16 protein-coding genes are annotated in these 16,250 nt (G+C 61.5%); 5 read left to right on the top strand and 11 right to left on the bottom strand.

Annotated features, from left to right (window positions below; genetic code table 11):
• Positions 1-9: 9 nt before the first annotated feature.
• The 4 genes from arsH to NL123_RS16650 are packed head-to-tail and all read right to left on the bottom strand — an operon-like array spanning position 10 to position 2,851.
• A complete protein-coding gene (gene arsH / locus NL123_RS16665; protein ID WP_494355816.1) occupies positions 10-696 on the bottom strand; it encodes an arsenical resistance protein ArsH in 687 nt (228 codons plus the stop codon).
• An 11-nt stretch (positions 697-707) separates the two neighbouring features.
• Positions 708-1,178, bottom strand: a complete 471-nt coding sequence (locus NL123_RS16660) for an arsenate reductase ArsC (RefSeq protein WP_058427856.1) — start codon at positions 1,176-1,178, stop codon at positions 708-710.
• Positions 1,179-1,191: 13 nt separating this feature from the next.
• Entirely contained in the window at positions 1,192-2,475 is a 1,284-nt protein-coding gene (locus tag NL123_RS16655; RefSeq protein WP_494355815.1) for an arsenic transporter, read from the bottom strand.
• Between the two features lie 19 nt (positions 2,476-2,494).
• Positions 2,495-2,851 (bottom strand): metalloregulator ArsR/SmtB family transcription factor, encoded by a 357-nt coding sequence (locus NL123_RS16650; RefSeq protein WP_058427858.1) that lies wholly within the window; start codon positions 2,849-2,851, stop codon positions 2,495-2,497.
• A 177-nt stretch (positions 2,852-3,028) separates the two neighbouring features.
• Here NL123_RS16650 and NL123_RS16645 point away from each other — a divergent pair, with 177 nt between their 5' ends.
• The 4 genes from NL123_RS16645 to NL123_RS16630 all read left to right on the top strand — a co-directional run bounded on the left by NL123_RS16645 (position 3,029) and on the right by NL123_RS16630 (position 4,849).
• The gene (locus NL123_RS16645) at positions 3,029-3,244 is read left to right on the top strand and encodes a hypothetical protein (RefSeq protein ID WP_025856028.1); all 216 of its coding nucleotides are present in this window, start codon (positions 3,029-3,031) and stop codon (positions 3,242-3,244) included.
• Positions 3,245-3,315: 71 nt separating this feature from the next.
• Positions 3,316-4,011 carry an AzlC family ABC transporter permease gene (locus tag NL123_RS16640; protein WP_248481425.1) on the top strand — a complete coding sequence of 232 codons (696 nt, stop codon included), beginning with the start codon at positions 3,316-3,318 and terminating at the stop codon, positions 4,009-4,011.
• Positions 4,008-4,319: an AzlD domain-containing protein gene (locus tag NL123_RS16635; RefSeq protein ID WP_071488226.1), complete on the top strand. Its 312-nt coding sequence runs from the start codon at positions 4,008-4,010 to the stop codon at positions 4,317-4,319. Before NL123_RS16640 ends, NL123_RS16635 begins: the two co-directional genes overlap by 4 nt.
• A gap of 176 nt (positions 4,320-4,495) precedes the next feature.
• Positions 4,496-4,849 (top strand): hypothetical protein, encoded by a 354-nt coding sequence (locus NL123_RS16630; RefSeq protein WP_058427861.1) that lies wholly within the window; start codon positions 4,496-4,498, stop codon positions 4,847-4,849.
• A gap of 145 nt (positions 4,850-4,994) precedes the next feature.
• Here NL123_RS16630 and NL123_RS16625 read toward each other — a convergent pair whose 3' ends face one another.
• From NL123_RS16625 to modA, 6 genes are all read right to left on the bottom strand, one after another.
• Positions 4,995-5,699 carry a YoaK family protein gene (locus NL123_RS16625; protein ID WP_248481427.1) on the bottom strand — a complete coding sequence of 235 codons (705 nt, stop codon included), beginning with the start codon at positions 5,697-5,699 and terminating at the stop codon, positions 4,995-4,997.
• A gap of 69 nt (positions 5,700-5,768) precedes the next feature.
• A complete protein-coding gene (locus NL123_RS16620; protein WP_494355814.1) occupies positions 5,769-7,391 on the bottom strand; it encodes an ABC-F family ATP-binding cassette domain-containing protein in 1,623 nt (540 codons plus the stop codon).
• Positions 7,392-7,515: 124 nt separating this feature from the next.
• A complete protein-coding gene (locus NL123_RS16615) occupies positions 7,516-8,553 on the bottom strand; it encodes a DNA topoisomerase IB (protein ID WP_248481429.1) in 1,038 nt (345 codons plus the stop codon).
• Between the two features lie 78 nt (positions 8,554-8,631).
• The gene (gene modC, locus NL123_RS16610; protein WP_494355813.1) at positions 8,632-9,711 is read right to left on the bottom strand and encodes a molybdenum ABC transporter ATP-binding protein; all 1,080 of its coding nucleotides are present in this window, start codon (positions 9,709-9,711) and stop codon (positions 8,632-8,634) included.
• Positions 9,712-9,716: 5 nt separating this feature from the next.
• Positions 9,717-10,397: a molybdate ABC transporter permease subunit gene (gene modB / locus NL123_RS16605; RefSeq protein WP_248481431.1), complete on the bottom strand. Its 681-nt coding sequence runs from the start codon at positions 10,395-10,397 to the stop codon at positions 9,717-9,719.
• Positions 10,398-11,111, bottom strand: a complete 714-nt coding sequence (gene modA, locus NL123_RS16600) for a molybdate ABC transporter substrate-binding protein (protein ID WP_248488211.1) — start codon at positions 11,109-11,111, stop codon at positions 10,398-10,400.
• A 262-nt stretch (positions 11,112-11,373) separates the two neighbouring features.
• Between modA and NL123_RS16595 the strand changes: the two genes are divergently transcribed.
• Entirely contained in the window at positions 11,374-15,129 is a 3,756-nt protein-coding gene (locus NL123_RS16595; RefSeq protein ID WP_494355812.1) for a hypothetical protein, read from the top strand.
• Here NL123_RS16595 and NL123_RS16590 read toward each other — a convergent pair.
• Positions 15,126-16,196 (bottom strand): NAD(P)H-dependent flavin oxidoreductase, encoded by a 1,071-nt coding sequence (locus tag NL123_RS16590; protein WP_494355811.1) that lies wholly within the window; start codon positions 16,194-16,196, stop codon positions 15,126-15,128. The genes NL123_RS16595 and NL123_RS16590 overlap by 4 nt on opposite strands.
• Positions 16,197-16,250: the final 54 nt, after the last annotated feature.

Genomic DNA, 16,250 nt, shown 5'->3' with positions numbered 1-16,250 from the left:
CCGGGGGGATCAAATCGACCGTTGATTGACCCGGCGCGCCAGTTCATCGGCGCTTTCCTTGCGCTCCGAGTAACGGTCCACCAGGTCGGGGCGGTCGCGCAGCAGCAGGGTGAAGCGCACCAGTTCCTCCATTACATCGACGACCCGATCATAAAGCGCCGAGGGCTTCATGCGGTCCTGTTCATCGAACTCCATGAAGGCCTTGGGCACCGAGGACTGGTTGGGGATGGTGAACATGCGCATCCAGCGCCCCAGCACCCGCAGTTGGTTGACGGTGTTGAAGGACTGGGAGCCGCCGGACACTTGCATCACCGCCAGGGTCTTGCCTTGAGTCGGGCGCACCGCGCCCAGGGTCAAGGGCACCCAGTCCAGTTGCGCCTTGAACACCGCCGACATCGAGCCATGCCGCTCGGGCGAGCACCACACCTGGCCTTCGGACCACTGCATCAGTTCCAGCAGTTCCTGCACCTTGGGGTGATCGCTGGGCGCGTCATCGGGCAACGGCAGGCCACTGGGATTGAAGATGCGGGTGTGTGCGCCGAAGTGCTGCAACAGGCGTGCGGCTTCTTCCACCAGCAGGCGGCTGAACGAGCGTTCGCGGGTCGAGCCGTAGAGCAGCAGGATGCGCGGCGGCTGGTCCGCGCCGCCGAGTTTTGAGTCGACCAGGGACAGTTCCAGGTTGGGCAGGGTGGTCATAGGGCCTCCGATTACAACTGCGCAATACGCGCAAGTTCCGCCTTGAGGTCGGCAGGGCTGAGTTCGTCGAAGGGCAGGACGAAAAACGCCCGGCAACGTGTGGCGATGGTCTTCAGCGTGGCGTCGAAGGCGGCCTGCACACTGGCGTCGTCACCCTCGACGTCCGACGGGTCTTCCAACCCCCAGTGCGCCTTCACCGCCGGCCCGAAATACACCGGGCAGGCTTCGCCGGCGGCCTTGTCGCACACGGTAATCACCACATCCGGCGGGCTGCCTTCAAAGGCGTCGTTGCCCTTGCTGTACAACCCCTCGGTACTGATGCCCGCCGCCTGCAACGTGCTCAAGCTGCGCGGCAGCACCTGGCCCTTGGGAAAGCTGCCCGAGCTGATCGCTTCGAAGCCTTCCGGCGCCAGGTGGTTGAACAGGGCTTCGGACAGGATGCTGCGGCAGCTGTTGGCGGTACACATGAACAGGACTTTCATCGGGGTATCTCCGTTAGAAACTCAGGCGCAGGGCGAGGGCGGCGAGGGTGATCAACAGCACCGGCAGGGTCAGCACGATGCCGACCTTGAAGTAGTAGCCCCAGGTGATGCTGATGCCTTTGCGCGCCAGGATGTGCAGCCACAGCAACGTGGCCAGGCTGCCGATAGGGGTGATCTTCGGGCCGAGGTCGCTGCCGATCACGTTGGCGTAGATCATCGCGTCCTTGACCACGCCCACGGCATGGCTGGATTCGATGGACAGCGCGCCGATCAACACGGTCGGCAGGTTGTTCATCGCCGACGACAGCAGTGCGGTCAGCACGCCGGTGCCCATGGCGGCGCCCCACACGCCGTAGGTGGCGAACGTGTCGAGCCAGGTCGCCAGGTAGGTGGTGAGGCCGGCGTTGCGCAGGCCGTAGACCACCAGGTACATGCCCAGGGAAAAGATCACGATCTGCCACGGTGCTTCCTTCAGCACTTTGCGCGTGGAAATCTTGTGCCCCTTGGCGGCGATCACCAGCAAGAGAAGGGCACAGGCGGCGGAAATCGCGCTGATCGGAATGCCCAGCGGCTCCAGGGCGAAGCAACCCACCAACAGGATACCCAGCACCCACCAGCCGGCGCGGAAGGTGGCGCGGTCGTGGATGGCGCTGGCAGGGTCTTCCAGGTCGGCCGGGTCGTAGGTTTGTGGAATATCGCGGCGGAAGAACCACAGCAGCACCGCCAGGGTGGCCGCGACGCTGACGAAGTTCACCGGCGCCATCACGGCGGCGTATTCGTTGAAACCGATCTTGAAGTAGTCGGCCGAGACGATGTTCACCAGGTTCGACACTACCAGCGGCAGGCTCGCGGTATCGGCGATAAATCCGGCGCCCATGACAAAGGCCAGGGTCGCCGCCGGGGAGAAGCGCAGGGCCAGCAGCATCGACATCACAATGGGTGTCAAGATCAGCGCCGCGCCGTCATTGGCAAACAGCGCCGACACCAGCGCGCCCAGCAGCACCATGTAGGCAAACAAACGCCGTCCGCGCCCGCGTCCCCAGCGCGCCACATGCAAGGCGGTCCAGGCGAAAAAACCAGCCTCATCCAGCAGCAGGCTGATGATGATCAGCGCGACAAAAGTGCCGGTGGCATTCCAGATGATGTGCCACACCACCGGAATGTCAGCCAGGCTGATCACGCCGAAGGCCAGGGCCAGGATCGCGCCCAAGGTTGCGCTCCAGCCGACGCCCAGGCCCTTGGGCTGCCAGATGACCAGGACAATGGTGAAGATAAAAATCGCAATGGCGACAAGCATGGATAAACGCTCCGATGGCTCAGCAGCAGCTGCTGGCCCGTTGTGGTCGGTCGCCCATTGCATCCAGACGCAGTGCGTCGTTGTGCAACCAGGGCTGGTTGGCTTGCAGGGTGGTGTGCAGCACCTGCGTCACCCACTCGGGCAGCGCAGGATTGATGCGGTAGTAGATCCATTGACCCTGACGACGGTCCTGCAGCAACCCGCAACTGCGCAGTTGCGCCAGGTGCCGGGAGATTTTTGGCTGGCTGTCGTCCAAGGCATGGATCAGTTCGCACACGCAAAGTTCGCCTTCGCGCAGGATCAATAACGTCAGGCGTGCCCGGGTGGCATCGGCCAGACATTTGAATAGGGTGGGGGGCGAGATGAGGTCCGACATGGTCAAGGCCTTCGTATATATGGTTATCCGAATATACGTATTTCCATATGTGTAGGTCAAATCCCGTTTCAATTGACTTGGATCATATGTCTCGAAAATCACCACAAGTGTTTGAAATTAAAATGAAACACGAATGTCCTAAAGTGCCTGCCCATTGCTGATGAAGGAAGAACCCGCGTGACCCGTGCCACTCGCAACCTGCGCAAGACCCTGGATTCCGTCGCGGAAAATAACGAAACCGCGGCGTTCGACCTGATGCGCGCCGTCGAGAAACTCGGCGATGAAGTGCTGCGCCAGCGCCTGCTCAATACCATTCACCGGCTCAACCAGGATGCCCACGAACTGCGCGAAGCGCGTGATTCGGTGGAGCAGGTGTCGGTGCGGCTCGCCTGAGCAAGATCGTTCAAGACAACCCCACTGTTGCGCTGGCATGCTTGTCGACTGTCTGTCGATGAGCCGTTTCCATGCCTACTGCCTTACCTCATTACGCCTTCGCTCGCGGCGCCATCGCCGTCATTCCCTTGTCCCTGGCCTGCGCGCCCTGGGGACTGTTGGCCGGTTCCATGGCCATCGATGCGCAATTCAGTCCGTTGGAAGCCCAAGGCCTTTCTGCCATCGTATTCGCCGGTGCGGCGCAACTGGTTGCCATCGGCATGGTCAAGAGTGGCGCCAGCCTGATTTCCATCGTGCTGACCACTTTGCTGCTGACCTCCCAGCATTTGCTGTATGGCATGCATTTGCGGCCGGTCCTTTCTCCCCTTAAAACTCGCTGGCGCATGAGCCTGGGCTTTCTGCTGACCGACGAATTCTTTGCGCTGGTCAGTCACTATGACCGCGAGACCTTCAATCGCTGGTATGCCTTGGGCGTGGGTCTGACGTTCTACATCGCCTGGAACCTGTTCACCCTGGCCGGCATCGTGCTCGGCAAGAGCATTCCCGGTCTCGACCAACTGGGCCTGGAATTCTCCATCGCCGCTACTTTCATCGCGTTGATTACGCCGGTGGTGCGTGACATCCCCACGGTGGTCTGTGTGGCCGTGTCATTGCTGTTCTCGGTGTGGCTGAGCTTCCTGCATTGGGAGTCGGCGGTGGTGGTGTCCGGCCTGCTGGGCATGAGCGCAGGGTATGCCTGCAAGCGACTGGGAGTAGGGCAGCAATGATCTACATCATGATTGTGGCCATGGGCCTGGTGGTATTTCTCAACCGTTACCTGTTTATCGAGCCGCGCCTGCCGGTGCGCCTCAACCGTGGCGCGCGCGAGTTTTTGGGATTCGCGGTGCCGGGCATGCTCACGGCGATTTGCGGGCCGATCATTTTCCTGGCCGACCACCAGCTCAACCTGAGCCCGGCCAACCCTTACCTGCTGGCGGGTATCAGCGCCGTGGCGTTGATGTTCTGGACGCGCAATGTGTTGATGACGGTGCTGCTGAGCATGGCGTTGTTCTATCTGTTCCGCTGGCTGCTCTGAGCACAACCGGGACGAAAAAAAGCCCGCGGGAGAGCGGGCCGAAGGGAGACTTCTAAAAATGAGCGTGACCACTATAGGTCGCGCCTTGCCCCTTTACAGTGAAACAAAGTTCATGCGGCCATCAGTCCGGCCAGTGGCAATGGTACAGTCGCGTTTTTTTCCAACGGAGCAATGGCATGCACAAGGTGGTAATTGGCGCACTGGTACTGGCGGCCCTGGCCGGTTGCGCGGGTTCGAAGATGAAAGAGGCGCGCGCAGGCACGCCTTACAAGACCCTGGCTTCGGACAAGGCCACCCTGGTCGTTGCCGAGTGCGTACAGTTCGGCTGGCAGGACGAAAGTGTGTTCGGCGTTGACGCCGGCGGCTTCAAGGAGCCAATCGGCGCGGGTGGCTTCACGGTGTACACCACCGCCGGCGATTACTTTGTCGATGTGCAGAGCGCGGGCAGCGGTTCCACCATCAAGTACTACGCCATCGAAGACAATATGCCGGCCAAGCGTCGTTTGGCCGCACTGGCGACCTGCCTGTAATCCGTTGCCTTAGTCGATTTAGGAAATGCCTGGCACGACAGCCGCAAGGCATTCGCTTATGATTCACCCGCTCGCCCGACATGATGGCTCTTTACCAGTACACGGACGTCGAGGCCTAAACGTCGGGCGAGCTCCTTTTTAGCCCTCAGCGCGGCATGAAACCCAGGTGCCAGCGCCGAGGGATCTTCAGCGATACCAGCCCCAGCAACCCCGCCAATCCACCGCTGACGATCAGCGCCTTGAGCCCCAGTTGCTGCTCCAGCAGCGCACCGATTACTGCCCCCACGAACATCCCGGCCCAAGGGATCAACTGCACGCGCCAGCCATTGCGGCGCTCGCCGAGCAGCCAGCGCCCCAGCCCACGGCCAAAGCGTGACAGTGCGCCGGTGACGTAAGTCAGACCCACCGGCAGCCCGTTGACCTCTTCCACCGCAGCATTGAGCATGCCCATTGCGATGATCGCCGCCAGCAGCGCGGGCAAGGTATCGGCGAAGGGCAGCAGTGCACCGCCGCACAGCAAGGCGGCAATACACAGCAGTAATGGCAGGGCATGGCGACGGCTGAGTCGGCTGACCACCACGCCCAGCGCGTTACCCACCACAAAGGTCGCCACCAGCAACAGCAGCCGCCCGGTCAGGCCCAGGTCACCCGCGCTGATCGCCACTGCCAGGCGCGTGGTGTTCCCGCTCATGAACGACACAAAGTCGCCGCTCGCCATGAAGCCGATGGCATCGGTCATGCCCGCCAGCACCGACAGGCTGGCCACCAGCATCAGGCCGACGCGGCCACGCCAACGCTGTCGATGGGCCAGTGCAGCATTGGCAGAGGGCTTGCGCGGCGAAGGCAGCATAGGACCGGGTTCCTCGGTGAGATTATCCGGCCACTACGGTAGGACGCTTTCAGCGCGCATGCAATGACCTCAGGCAGGGTCCAGGGTCCAGCCCGTGTGCTGCCAGTCCAGGAAATGTGTCGGTTTGATCGCCTGCACAAACGCTGCGTCATGGGACACCACCAGCATGGCCCCGGTGAAACACTGCAGCGCCTGCTCAAAAGCCATCACCGACTCCAGGTCCAAGTGGTTGGTCGGCTCGTCCAGCAACAGCAATTGCGCCGGCACTGCACGCCACAGGGCTACCGCCATCGCGGCTTTCAAACGTTCGCCGCCGCTGAGTTGCCCGGCGGGTTGGGTCACGCGCAGGGCATCCAGTTGCAGCAGGGCCAGGCGCGTGCGTAATTCGCCTTGCGCCAGCGGTGTGTCCAACAGGTTAAGTTGTTCGACGATGGAGCGATGGTCGTCGAGCAGCGCGATGTGCTGATCGATGTAGGCGCTGGGTACGTGCACGTGGCATTCGCCGCGTTCTGCACGCCATTCTCCCGCCAACACTTTGAGCAGCGTGGATTTGCCGCAACCGTTGGGCCCACGCACAGCCACACGCACCGGGCCGACGAGGTGGACGTTGAGGCAGGTCGACGGCAGCCAGGGTAATTGCGCGTCGATCAACGACAGCACCTGTCGCCCGTTGGGCACCGCTGAAGCAGGCAATGCCAACAGCGTCGGTGTTTCATCCTCGACCCGTGCATAGGCTTGGCGCACCTGGGTATCCAGCTCCTGTTTGTGTTGCTCATGCGCGCTGCGTACGGTGTTGAGGATTTGCGTGGCGGCGCCTTTCCAGCGCGCTTTGGTGAAGCGATCGACGTTGGCCGTTTCCGCATGTTTGCGTGAGCGGGCGGCATGGCGTTGCAGGTTGTCGTGGTCTTTTTGCAGGCGCCGTTTTTCGCGGCTGCGTTCCAGGCGGGCGTGTTCCAGCGCGGCGACGGCGGCGTGTTGTTCAGCCTCGCGCTGTTGTCGATAGGCGTCGTAGTTGCCGCCATATACGTTTACGCCGAGCGGCGACAGTTCAATGATGCGCCCCATGGCGTTGAGTAATTGCCGATCATGGCTGACCACCACCAGGCCGCCACGCCATTCGTCGAGGGCACGCAGCAGCCAGGCGCGGCCATCGCTGTCGAGGTGGTTGGTGGGCTCATCGAGCACCAGCAACTGTGGCGCGGCTAGCAGCGCGCCGATGACGGCGACCCTGGCCAACTGGCCTCCGCTGAGTTGACGGGTGGGGGTATCAACAGAAAGCCGCGACAACCCTGCGGCATCCAAGCGACTACGCAAGCGCTCGGCCAAGTCCCAGCGATCATCAATCAATTCAAGGTCATCGATCTGTGCGGCGCCTGCGGCCATACGCTCAAGGGCGGTCAATATCGCAGCCGTGCCGGTAAGATCGGCGACGGTATCGCCTGGTGCTACCACGACGTTCTGCGCGACATAGATCACGCTGTTCGGGCAGTTCAACGAGCCGGAGGAGGGCGACAGCAGCCCCGCGATCAATTTGGCGAGTACGCTTTTACCTCGACCATTGCGCCCCACGATGCCGGTGGGGGTGTAATCGATGGACAGGTTCAGGTCATCCAGCAGCGTGTCGCCATTGGCGAACTGGAAGGATAAGTGTTGCAGGGAAACAAGCACGGGCAGCCGGTTGACGTCAGTCATCAGCACCTCCAAAAAAATGTCGGACAGGCCAACAAGCGCGCCAGGCGGCTCGTTGCAGATACATTTTGGAAGGCTTAGTGGTTCACGTCGGCGGTCGTCCTGCGTATCAGAAGGGAGGCAGAGCCTAACCCGCCTTGGCTTTTTTCGGCAAGTCCGCCGCCAGTTGCTCAAGGAACATCGCCAACGCCACTTCTTCGGCCTTGAGCCCTTTGCGCAACCTCGGCTTGGGCAATTTGGAGAGTTCACCGAGGCTGAAATGCTCCAGCACGGCGGGGTGGATGTAACACTTGCGGCACACCGCCGGGGTATTGCCCAGTTGCCTGGCGACATCCTTGACCATCGCCACCACATGCCGCTTGGCGTCCGACTCAGGTTGCCATTCCAGCTCGCGCAACACCGCCAGGGCCATGGCGGTGCCGGCCCAGGTGCGGTAGTCCTTGGCGGTGAAGTCCGCACCGGTCAGGCGGTGCAGGTAGTCATTGACGTCCTGGGAACTGACGGTGTGCCGCTCACCGTCTTCGTCCAGGTACTGGAACAGATTCTGCCCCGGCAGCTCCATGCAGCGCTTGACCACCGTGGCCAGGCGCCGGTCCTTGACGCTGATCTGGTGCTCGACGCCGCTCTTGCCGCGAAACTGGAACTGGATCTCGCTGCCTTTCACATCCACATGGCGGGTGCGCAGGGTGGTCAGCCCGTAGGATTTGTTGTCCCGCGCATACTGGGTATTGCCGACCCGGATCAGGGTGGCGTCTAGCAGCATGACGACCGTGGCCAGGACTTTTTCGCGGGTGAAGCCGGGTTCGGCGATTTGCGCTTCCAACTGCTTGCGCAGCTTCGGCAAGGCGTTGCCGAATTCCTGCAGGCGCGAGTACTTGTCGCTGTCGCGCACCTCACGCCAGCGCGGGTGATAGCGGTACTGCTTGCGCCCACGTGCATCGCGGCCGGTGGCTTGCAGATGACCTTGCGGGTCGGCGCAGATCCACACATCGGTGTAGGCCGGCGGTACGGCCAGGGCATTCAGGCGCTTGATCTCGTCGGCATCGCGGATGCGCTCGCCCTTGGGATCGAAGTACTGGAACTTGCCCCGCAGCGTCTTGCGACGGATGCCGGGCTGGGTGTCGTCAACGTAATGCAGGTCGCGGGGCAGCGCAGAATCGGACATGGGGCGGGTTCCTTGGCAACACATCAGGCCGGTATGTCTGATTGACCGCAGCCGTGTGTGGTCGTGCCAAAAGATTGCTCAAGCCAGCACGGCGACCGCCTTGATCTGCGCCCACAGCGCCTGGCCGGGGTGCAGTTGCAGCTGGTCGCGGGAGAATCGCGTGATGCGCGCCAGCAACGGCGTGCCTGCCGCGTCCAGGCGCACCAGCACGTGGGCGCTGTTGTCCGCGGCAATTTCCTGAGTGACGGTGACCGGCAGGCGGTTGAGGATGCTGCTGTGCTCCTCGGCTTGCAGGCTGAGGCTCACGTCCCGCGCCTGCACCTTGATGCGCAGCGCCTTGCCCAACGCCAGCGGTGCGTGGGCCACGCGCATGTGCAGGGCGCTGGCGGGCAGTTGCAGGGTGAGCAATTGGTAGTGGTCGTCGTAGGCACTGACCGTGCCGTTGATGACCACACCTGCATCATCACCCCGCGCCAGGGGCAGGTCGAGCCGCGCCAACGTTTCACCGATGGGGCCGCTGGCCAGGGCCTTGCCGTCGCTGAGCAGCACGATGTGATCGGCCAGGCGTGCCACTTCATCCTGCGCATGGCTGACGTACAGCACCGGGATATCCAGTTCATCGTGCAGGCGTTCGAGGTACGGCAGGATTTCACCCTTGCGCTGGCTGTCGAGGGCGGCCAGCGGTTCGTCCATCAGCAGCAGGCTCGGGCTGGTGAGCAAGGCGCGGGCGATACCGATGCGCTGGCGCTCGCCGCCGGAGAGGTGCTGGGGGTGGCGTTCGAGCAGATGGCCGATGCCCAGCAACTCAGTGGCCTGGGCCATGTCCACCCGGCGCTGTTGGCGGGGAATGCGCTTGAGGCCGAACTCCAGGTTGGCGCGCACTGACAGGTGCGGGAACAGGCTGGCCTCCTGAAACACGTAACCCAGCGCACGCTTATGCGGCGGCACGAACAGCCCGTTCCGACTGTCTTGCCAGACTTCATCATTGATCTGGATGAAGCCGTCTTCGGCGCGTTCCAGCCCGGCGATGCAGCGCAGGCAGGTGGTCTTGCCGGAACCGGAATGCCCGTACAGCGCGGTCACGCCTCGGCCGGGCAGGTGCAGGTCCACGTCGAGGGCAAAACCTGCGTACTTGAGGTTAAGGCGTACATTGATCATCGACATCAGCTCCAGCCCATCCTGGTTTTACGGCTGGAGTAGAGCGCCAGCAACACCAGGAACGCGAACACCACCATGGAGCCGGCCAGCCAGTGGGCCTGGGCGTATTCCATGGCTTCCACATGGTCGTAGATCTGCACGGAGACCACGCGGGTCTTGTCCGGGATATTGCCGCCGATCATCAGCACCACGCCGAATTCGCCGACGGTGTGCGCAAAGCCCAGGATCGAGGCGGTGATAAAGCCGGGCCGGGCCAGGGGCAAAATCACCGTGAAGAAGGTGTCCCAAGGATTGGCGCGCAAGGTCGCGGCCACTTCCAGCGGGCGTGTGCCGATGGCGGAGAAGGCGTTTTGCAACGGTTGCACCACAAACGGCATGGAATAGATCACCGAGCCAATCACCAGCCCGGCGAAGCTGAAGGTGAGGGTGCCCAGGCCCAACCATTGGGTGAACTGGCCGAAGTAGCCATTGGGGCCCATGGTCAACAACAGGTAAAAACCGATCACCGTGGGTGGCAACACCAACGGCAAGGCGACGACCGCGCCGATGGGGCCGCGCCACCAGGAACGGGTGCGCGACAGCCACAAGGCAATCGGAGTGCCGATGACCAGCAGGATCACGGTGGTCAGTGAGGCCAGTTTGATGGTCAACCAGATAGCGGAAAAATCGGCACTCGATAACGGCATTTACTTGGCCAGCTCGTAACCATAGGACTTGATGACGGCAGCGGCTTTAGGCCCCTTGAGGTATTCGACCAGTGCCTTGGCAGCGGCGCTGTCTTTGCCCTTGTTGAGGATCACCGCGTCCTGTTTGATCGGGTCGTGCATGGACGCCGGAACGATCCACGCCGAACCGCTGGTGACTTTGCCGTCTTTGTAGATCTGCGACAAGGCCACAAAGCCCAGATCGGCGTTGCCGGTGGACACGAACTGATAGGCCTGGGTGATGTTCTGGCCTTCGACGAGCTTGTCCTTGACCTTGTCGGTCAGACCTTCCCTGGCCAATACCTGGGTGGCGGCCAGGCCATAGGGTGCGGCTTTCGGGTTGGCAATCGACAGGTGCTTGAACTGGTTTTTCTTCAGCACGTCGCCTTTGGCGTCGACGTAACCGTCCTTCGCCGACCACAGCGCCAAGGTGCCGACGGCGTAGGTGAAACGCGACCCCTTGACGGTGTCGCCTTCGCTTTCCAGCTTCTGCGGGGTGGTGTCGTCGGCGCTCAGGAACACTTCGAATGGCGCGCCGTTCTTGATCTGGGTGTAGAACTGGCCGGTAGCACCGTAGGCCGCGACCAGCTTATGCCCGGTGTCTTTTTCGAAGTCGGCGGCAATCGCCTGGATCGGCGCGGTGAAGTTGGCGGCCACGGCCACCTGGACTTCATCGGCGTGGGCGGCGGTGGCCATCAGGGCGATCCATGTCGCCAGGCAGGTCGATACTAAACGCGGGGTGGTGCTGAAAGTCATATACGGCTCCGATGCCTGTGTAGTTGGAGAAGTGCTGGAGGGCTGCAAAACGCTGTATGTATAGGTATATAGCGAATAAATGGCAAGCAGAAAAAAAGCCGTCGTCGATGCGCCGAGATTTCTCTGCATCACTCGATGGGCGGCCTACATCCATAGGCAGCCGATGCAAGGATAGTGAGGCGCTTTCGGGAAGGAACAACCCATGGAGAAAAGCTACGCCTATGTGAGCGTCGGGGCGACCAGCCTTGCCTCGTCCGAGAGCCAGATACAGCACTGGATCGATGACCGTGTCCTGCAACGGTCCAGGCTGGCGCCAGAGGCCAAGGCGCTGATCAAGACCACTTCCAGGGTGCCGGTGAAGTTCTCGGTCTACGCCGACCCTGACGACACCGACCAAGCGCCGATTATTGAGGCCTGGGAGGAAGTGCCGTTGTGGCACTTGCTTAATGATCGTTATGACTGGAAGAATTTCGTTGGCAAATGGCAAAAAAGCTCGGTACGGGTTGAACCCCGGATGCCACGCTATTACGGGGCCGTCGCCGAGCAACTGACGTTCACCCGATTCTTTCTCGACAGCATCCGTACCGCCAGTCAATCCAGGGTTACCACCGGCACGTCCTATACCCTGGTGTTGCCCGAGAGGAACCTGGTGAAGACCGAAGTAGTGCTGTGCAGTGTCTGGAGTACCACCAACCGGTTGCTGGCGAAGATCTGGTTCGATGTGCCGTTGATCGCGTTGTCGTTAAAGGATTGGCCCAAGGCAATCAGTACCGCGTGGCCCGGTTTGCGGATTGGCGCGCGGTCGGGGGACTACATCGACTATTCCAGGGACCCGACAAAGAACCAGGTTTGGCTCGTACCCTTCGACGAGCCCGTCGCCGATGTCGACTTTATGATTCTGCCCCGCTGGGTCTCCGGTTCAGTGGTGCTGCCCGACATCGATATCGGCGTCGACCAATGCGTGGTCGTGACCCTACGGCGACTGCCAGGAACACCTGCGGAACAGACCTACACCGTCAATATCCCGCAGGCCTATTGGTCGCGAGCCAAATGGGGCTATTACTTGAGCGTCTACATGAATCATCGCTGCCAATGGGTCAACTGTGGCGTGCTGGCCGACGACCAATTGATCTCGGTCAGCAGCGATCAGGAAAACCGCTGGTATGTGCGAAATGATGCGGCGCAGGCATTGATTACTGTACAGATCGTCGCCCGGGACACTACACAATGGCCACAACGCCTTCCGCCCGTCGATCAACTGCCGAGAGCTCCCAAAGCCTGGCAGAAGTGGGATGGCTTGGCCCGAAGCGTGGGCAACGCCCAGCTCACCAAGACCTACATTCAATCGCTGGTCAAACGGTGCCTGGCCAAGACCGGCCTGCCGAACGGAACTACCGAGCGGATAGAGACCGGTAAACGTTTTCGCTACAAGTACCTGGTGGGTTACCCCATGCATTCGTCGGGCATGTCGGCCTACAGTCCACCGCGCTACAAATATTTTTCCTTCGCCCAGGTGATGATCGGCGAGCCACAGCGCAGTGCGTTTTACCGGGAAAAAGTCGGCGAAATACACTTGGACGGCGAGCCGCTGTCACCCTCAGAAATCAAAGCGGTGTCCGGTTTGAGGGATACCCTGGTCGCGGAATTCCTGGCCGATGTCGACAGCCTTTCCAATAGCGCGGACTTCAAGAAGTTGTTCGATGACACCTGCGACGCCGTTGCCCGGGTGCGAGTTGGCCAGTTCATGGCGGATACCCAAGAGCAGGATGTTGAATTGCGCGCAGTCGCCTTTCGATACCTGAAGGGCGACCTCAAGCCACAGGCGTTGCTGTTCAAGGAGAAGGTGGTACCGAACGCCTTGGTCGTGGCGTTTTCGTCGAACAAAGCGTTGCTGGTATCGCTTAACATCGCAGGCCCCAAGTGGGTTGAGTGGCAGCCCAGCACGGCGCCAGGTCAGCCCAGTGAGAAGCTGATGACCTTCATCGGTGCGCACTTGCCGCCGGTGGATAAATTCAGCCTGACGCGCAAGGATTTCCACCCCCGGAAAAAACGCTACGGCTATCACTACCGGCGTTTTCCACCGCAACCGATTACGTTTCGAACCACCGAAGACCTTGCGCTCGAGTTACGCCAGGCGGCCATCGCGGAAATCAAACAGCAGATGGACTACGCCGTATTTTCTTCCGACGAAGAGCGGCGCCGCGCGAAAACAGGCATGTTCAAAAGCCTTGTGCGGGTGGTGTCGGCATTGGTCATCGCGTCCATTGGCCCCACCGGTGGATTGGGCGCGCTGTTACTGTCAGGGATGATCCGGTTCGTCGCCAACATCAGCGACGTGAGCTTTGACTATGCACTGGCGCAGAACAGTGATCGCCCGGAGGAGTACGCGGCCTACATCCATGAGTGCAAATTGGGGGTACTGCTCGGCTTGGTCGATCTGGGGGTGGACGTGACTATCGCCAGCCGCAAGCTGCGTGTCCTGCTCAAGCAGTCAACCCTGGCCGCCAAGTTTGCCGTGCCCGTGCTCAACGTACCGCTGCCCGCCGAGACACCGGTAAGCGTAGCGCTCAATGACGACAGCCAGGGTGTGTTCCTGCTTACGCCCACCTGGCTGGCAGCGATGCGTGAGCGTTTGCGCAAGACTTTGCGCAGTGACAATGAGTTGGCCGAGCTGACAGGCTACCGTGAGGTTTCCACCACCTGCGGTTATACCGAGGCCAGCCGTTGCGCCGAACACCTGCTGAAGAATGGTTGGGAGGTCCAGGGCATTGGTGTGCTGGTGTTTTCCGACCTTCACGACAGCCAACCGCAACAGCACTTTGCACTCTGCCTGCGTCACGAGGGTGATACCGCCATCATGGACAGCGCCCTCAGCCACCTTGATCCGGACGCCGACAAGTGCATCTATTTCGGCACGCTGGGTAGTTGGGAGCAGTACCTCAAGGCGCTGCCTGGATTGCAGAATAAAGTGGTCTGCTACAAGTTCTATGAGTCGATGGCACACGCCAGTCATGAGGTCGATGGCGTCTTCGCACTGGGCATCAGTTGGGCAGGGTTTTTCAACGAAGGCAGTTGCAGCGTGATCAACTTGCCGTCGCGTTATACGGAACAGATCCACCGGCAGATCCAGCGGTTGTGGAACGAGGTGTTCCACCAGTTCGGCCCCAGCCCGTTCGATGCCTCCGCCCCCGGGCGTGAAACGCTCCATTCGTTCAGCCAGGCTGACCTGTTGAGCCAGGTCAGTAACCTTACCAGCCTGGTGAACGAGTCGGAGGAGTTGTTGCGCCGTACCCTTGGCGTCGAAGCCGTTCGCGACCTCAGGGCGCAACTGTTGGGCCTCCTGCAAACCTGGCAAGGGGAGCCGAAGCCGGAGATTCTCGACCTGATGAGCGAGGTCATGAGCGCAGAAGCTGCCATGGTGCAACACGCGCTGATGCACCTGGAAATGCTGCAATCAGGATTGCCGGCGAACCTCACCGCAGGCGGTGACGCGTTAGTGGACTGCATTGATTGGATCGCCATGCGCGCCGAGCAGGAAGATGACAAGTGGCGCGAAGGCGTGCGCCAACTTGTGCAGCGGTATGTCACTGGCGACAAGGCCTCCGTCAGTCTTTTCGCGATAGAAGCACTGGACCTGTTGTACGAGCAGGCCAAGACGGACGCCGAGCTTGCCTTTCATCATTCCCGTTCGGTGAGTTACGGGCGCTTGTCAGCCGCCAGTGGCCGCGCGTTGTTCGCCACAGGGCTGGCGTCCATTCGCGGCGCGGACCTTGCTCGTCAGCCCGAGTGCTTTTTTGCCCTGATCCTGCGCAGCCAGCCCTATGCCCATGACAACGAGCACTTTGCGCGGGTGGTGTATGGCATCAGCGCACTGCGCCAGAACCGTTTTGCGGTGCTGAGCCCGGCCCACGAAAGCCGGCTCAGTGGGTTCGAGCCGGTTGACGCGGTGCTGGCCTAGCGGCCGAAGCGGGCAAGGCGCTGTAGCGTTTGCTCCGCCAATTCGCGGGTCAGTTCATAGGTCGTGGTGTCTTTGCCCAGGCGCAGTGCCTGGCCGGACCATAGGTTGCTGAAGCCCGCTTCATCCTTGGCCTTGAGCGGTATCAGCGCACCGCCGGAGGTGGGGAACGCCGGTGCGGCCGGGTTGATCGCGCCCAACTCGCGCATCACCCGGTTGACGATGCCCCGTGCCGGGCGACCGGTGAACAGATTGGTCAGCGCGGTTTCGCTGGCCTGGGCATGGCGCAATGCATAGTGATGTGAAGCCGTGACGTTGGCTTCGGGAGTAAACAGATACGCCGTGCCAATCTGCACCGCCGAGGCGCCAAGCGCAAAGGCCGCGACAATCCCCCGCGCATCACCGATGCCGCCGGCGGCAATCACCGGCACGCTGACGGCGTCGACGACTTGCGGCAACAGCGCGAACAGGCCGATCTGGGTATTGAGGTCATCACTGAGGAACAAACCACGGTGTCCGCCGGCTTCACTGCCCATGGCGATGATCGCATCGCAACCGTGCTGTTCCAGCCAGATGGCTTCCTCAACAGTGGTCGCCGAGGACAGCACTTTGGCACCGGTGGCTTTAACCCGGTCCAGCAGGGACTTTTCCGGCAGGCCAAAGTGAAAGCTGACCACCTCGGGGCGCAATTCTTCGACGACCTGGCACGCCGCGTCATTGAACGGTTCGCGATTGGAAACCGGGGTTGGCGCATCAAAGTCGGCGCCCAGTTCGCGGTAGTAGGGCTCCAGCAGTGCCTTCCAACGACGATCACGCTCAGGGTCTGGCGCGGGCGGTTGGTGGCAGAAGAAATTGACGTTGATCGGACGCGGGCTGGCCTGGCGGATGGCGGTCAGTGCATCGCGCAATTGCTCGATACTCAGTGCAGCTGCCGGCAATGAGCCCAGCGCACCCGCCTGGTTGGCGGCGATGACCATGGCGGTGGTCGTGCCCACCGCCATGGGAGCCTGGATGATGGGCAATTCAATGCCCAGCAGGTCGAGAAGGCGGGTGTCTGGCCAGGTGCTCATGGGATGCGTCTCCAGCGTTAGTGAGGCTTTTCGCTGTTTTAGCAGGGCCCATGG

It is taken from the genome of Pseudomonas sp. FBCC-B1565 (assembly GCF_059133265.1).
This window is presented reverse-complemented; position numbering and strand designations above follow the sequence as displayed.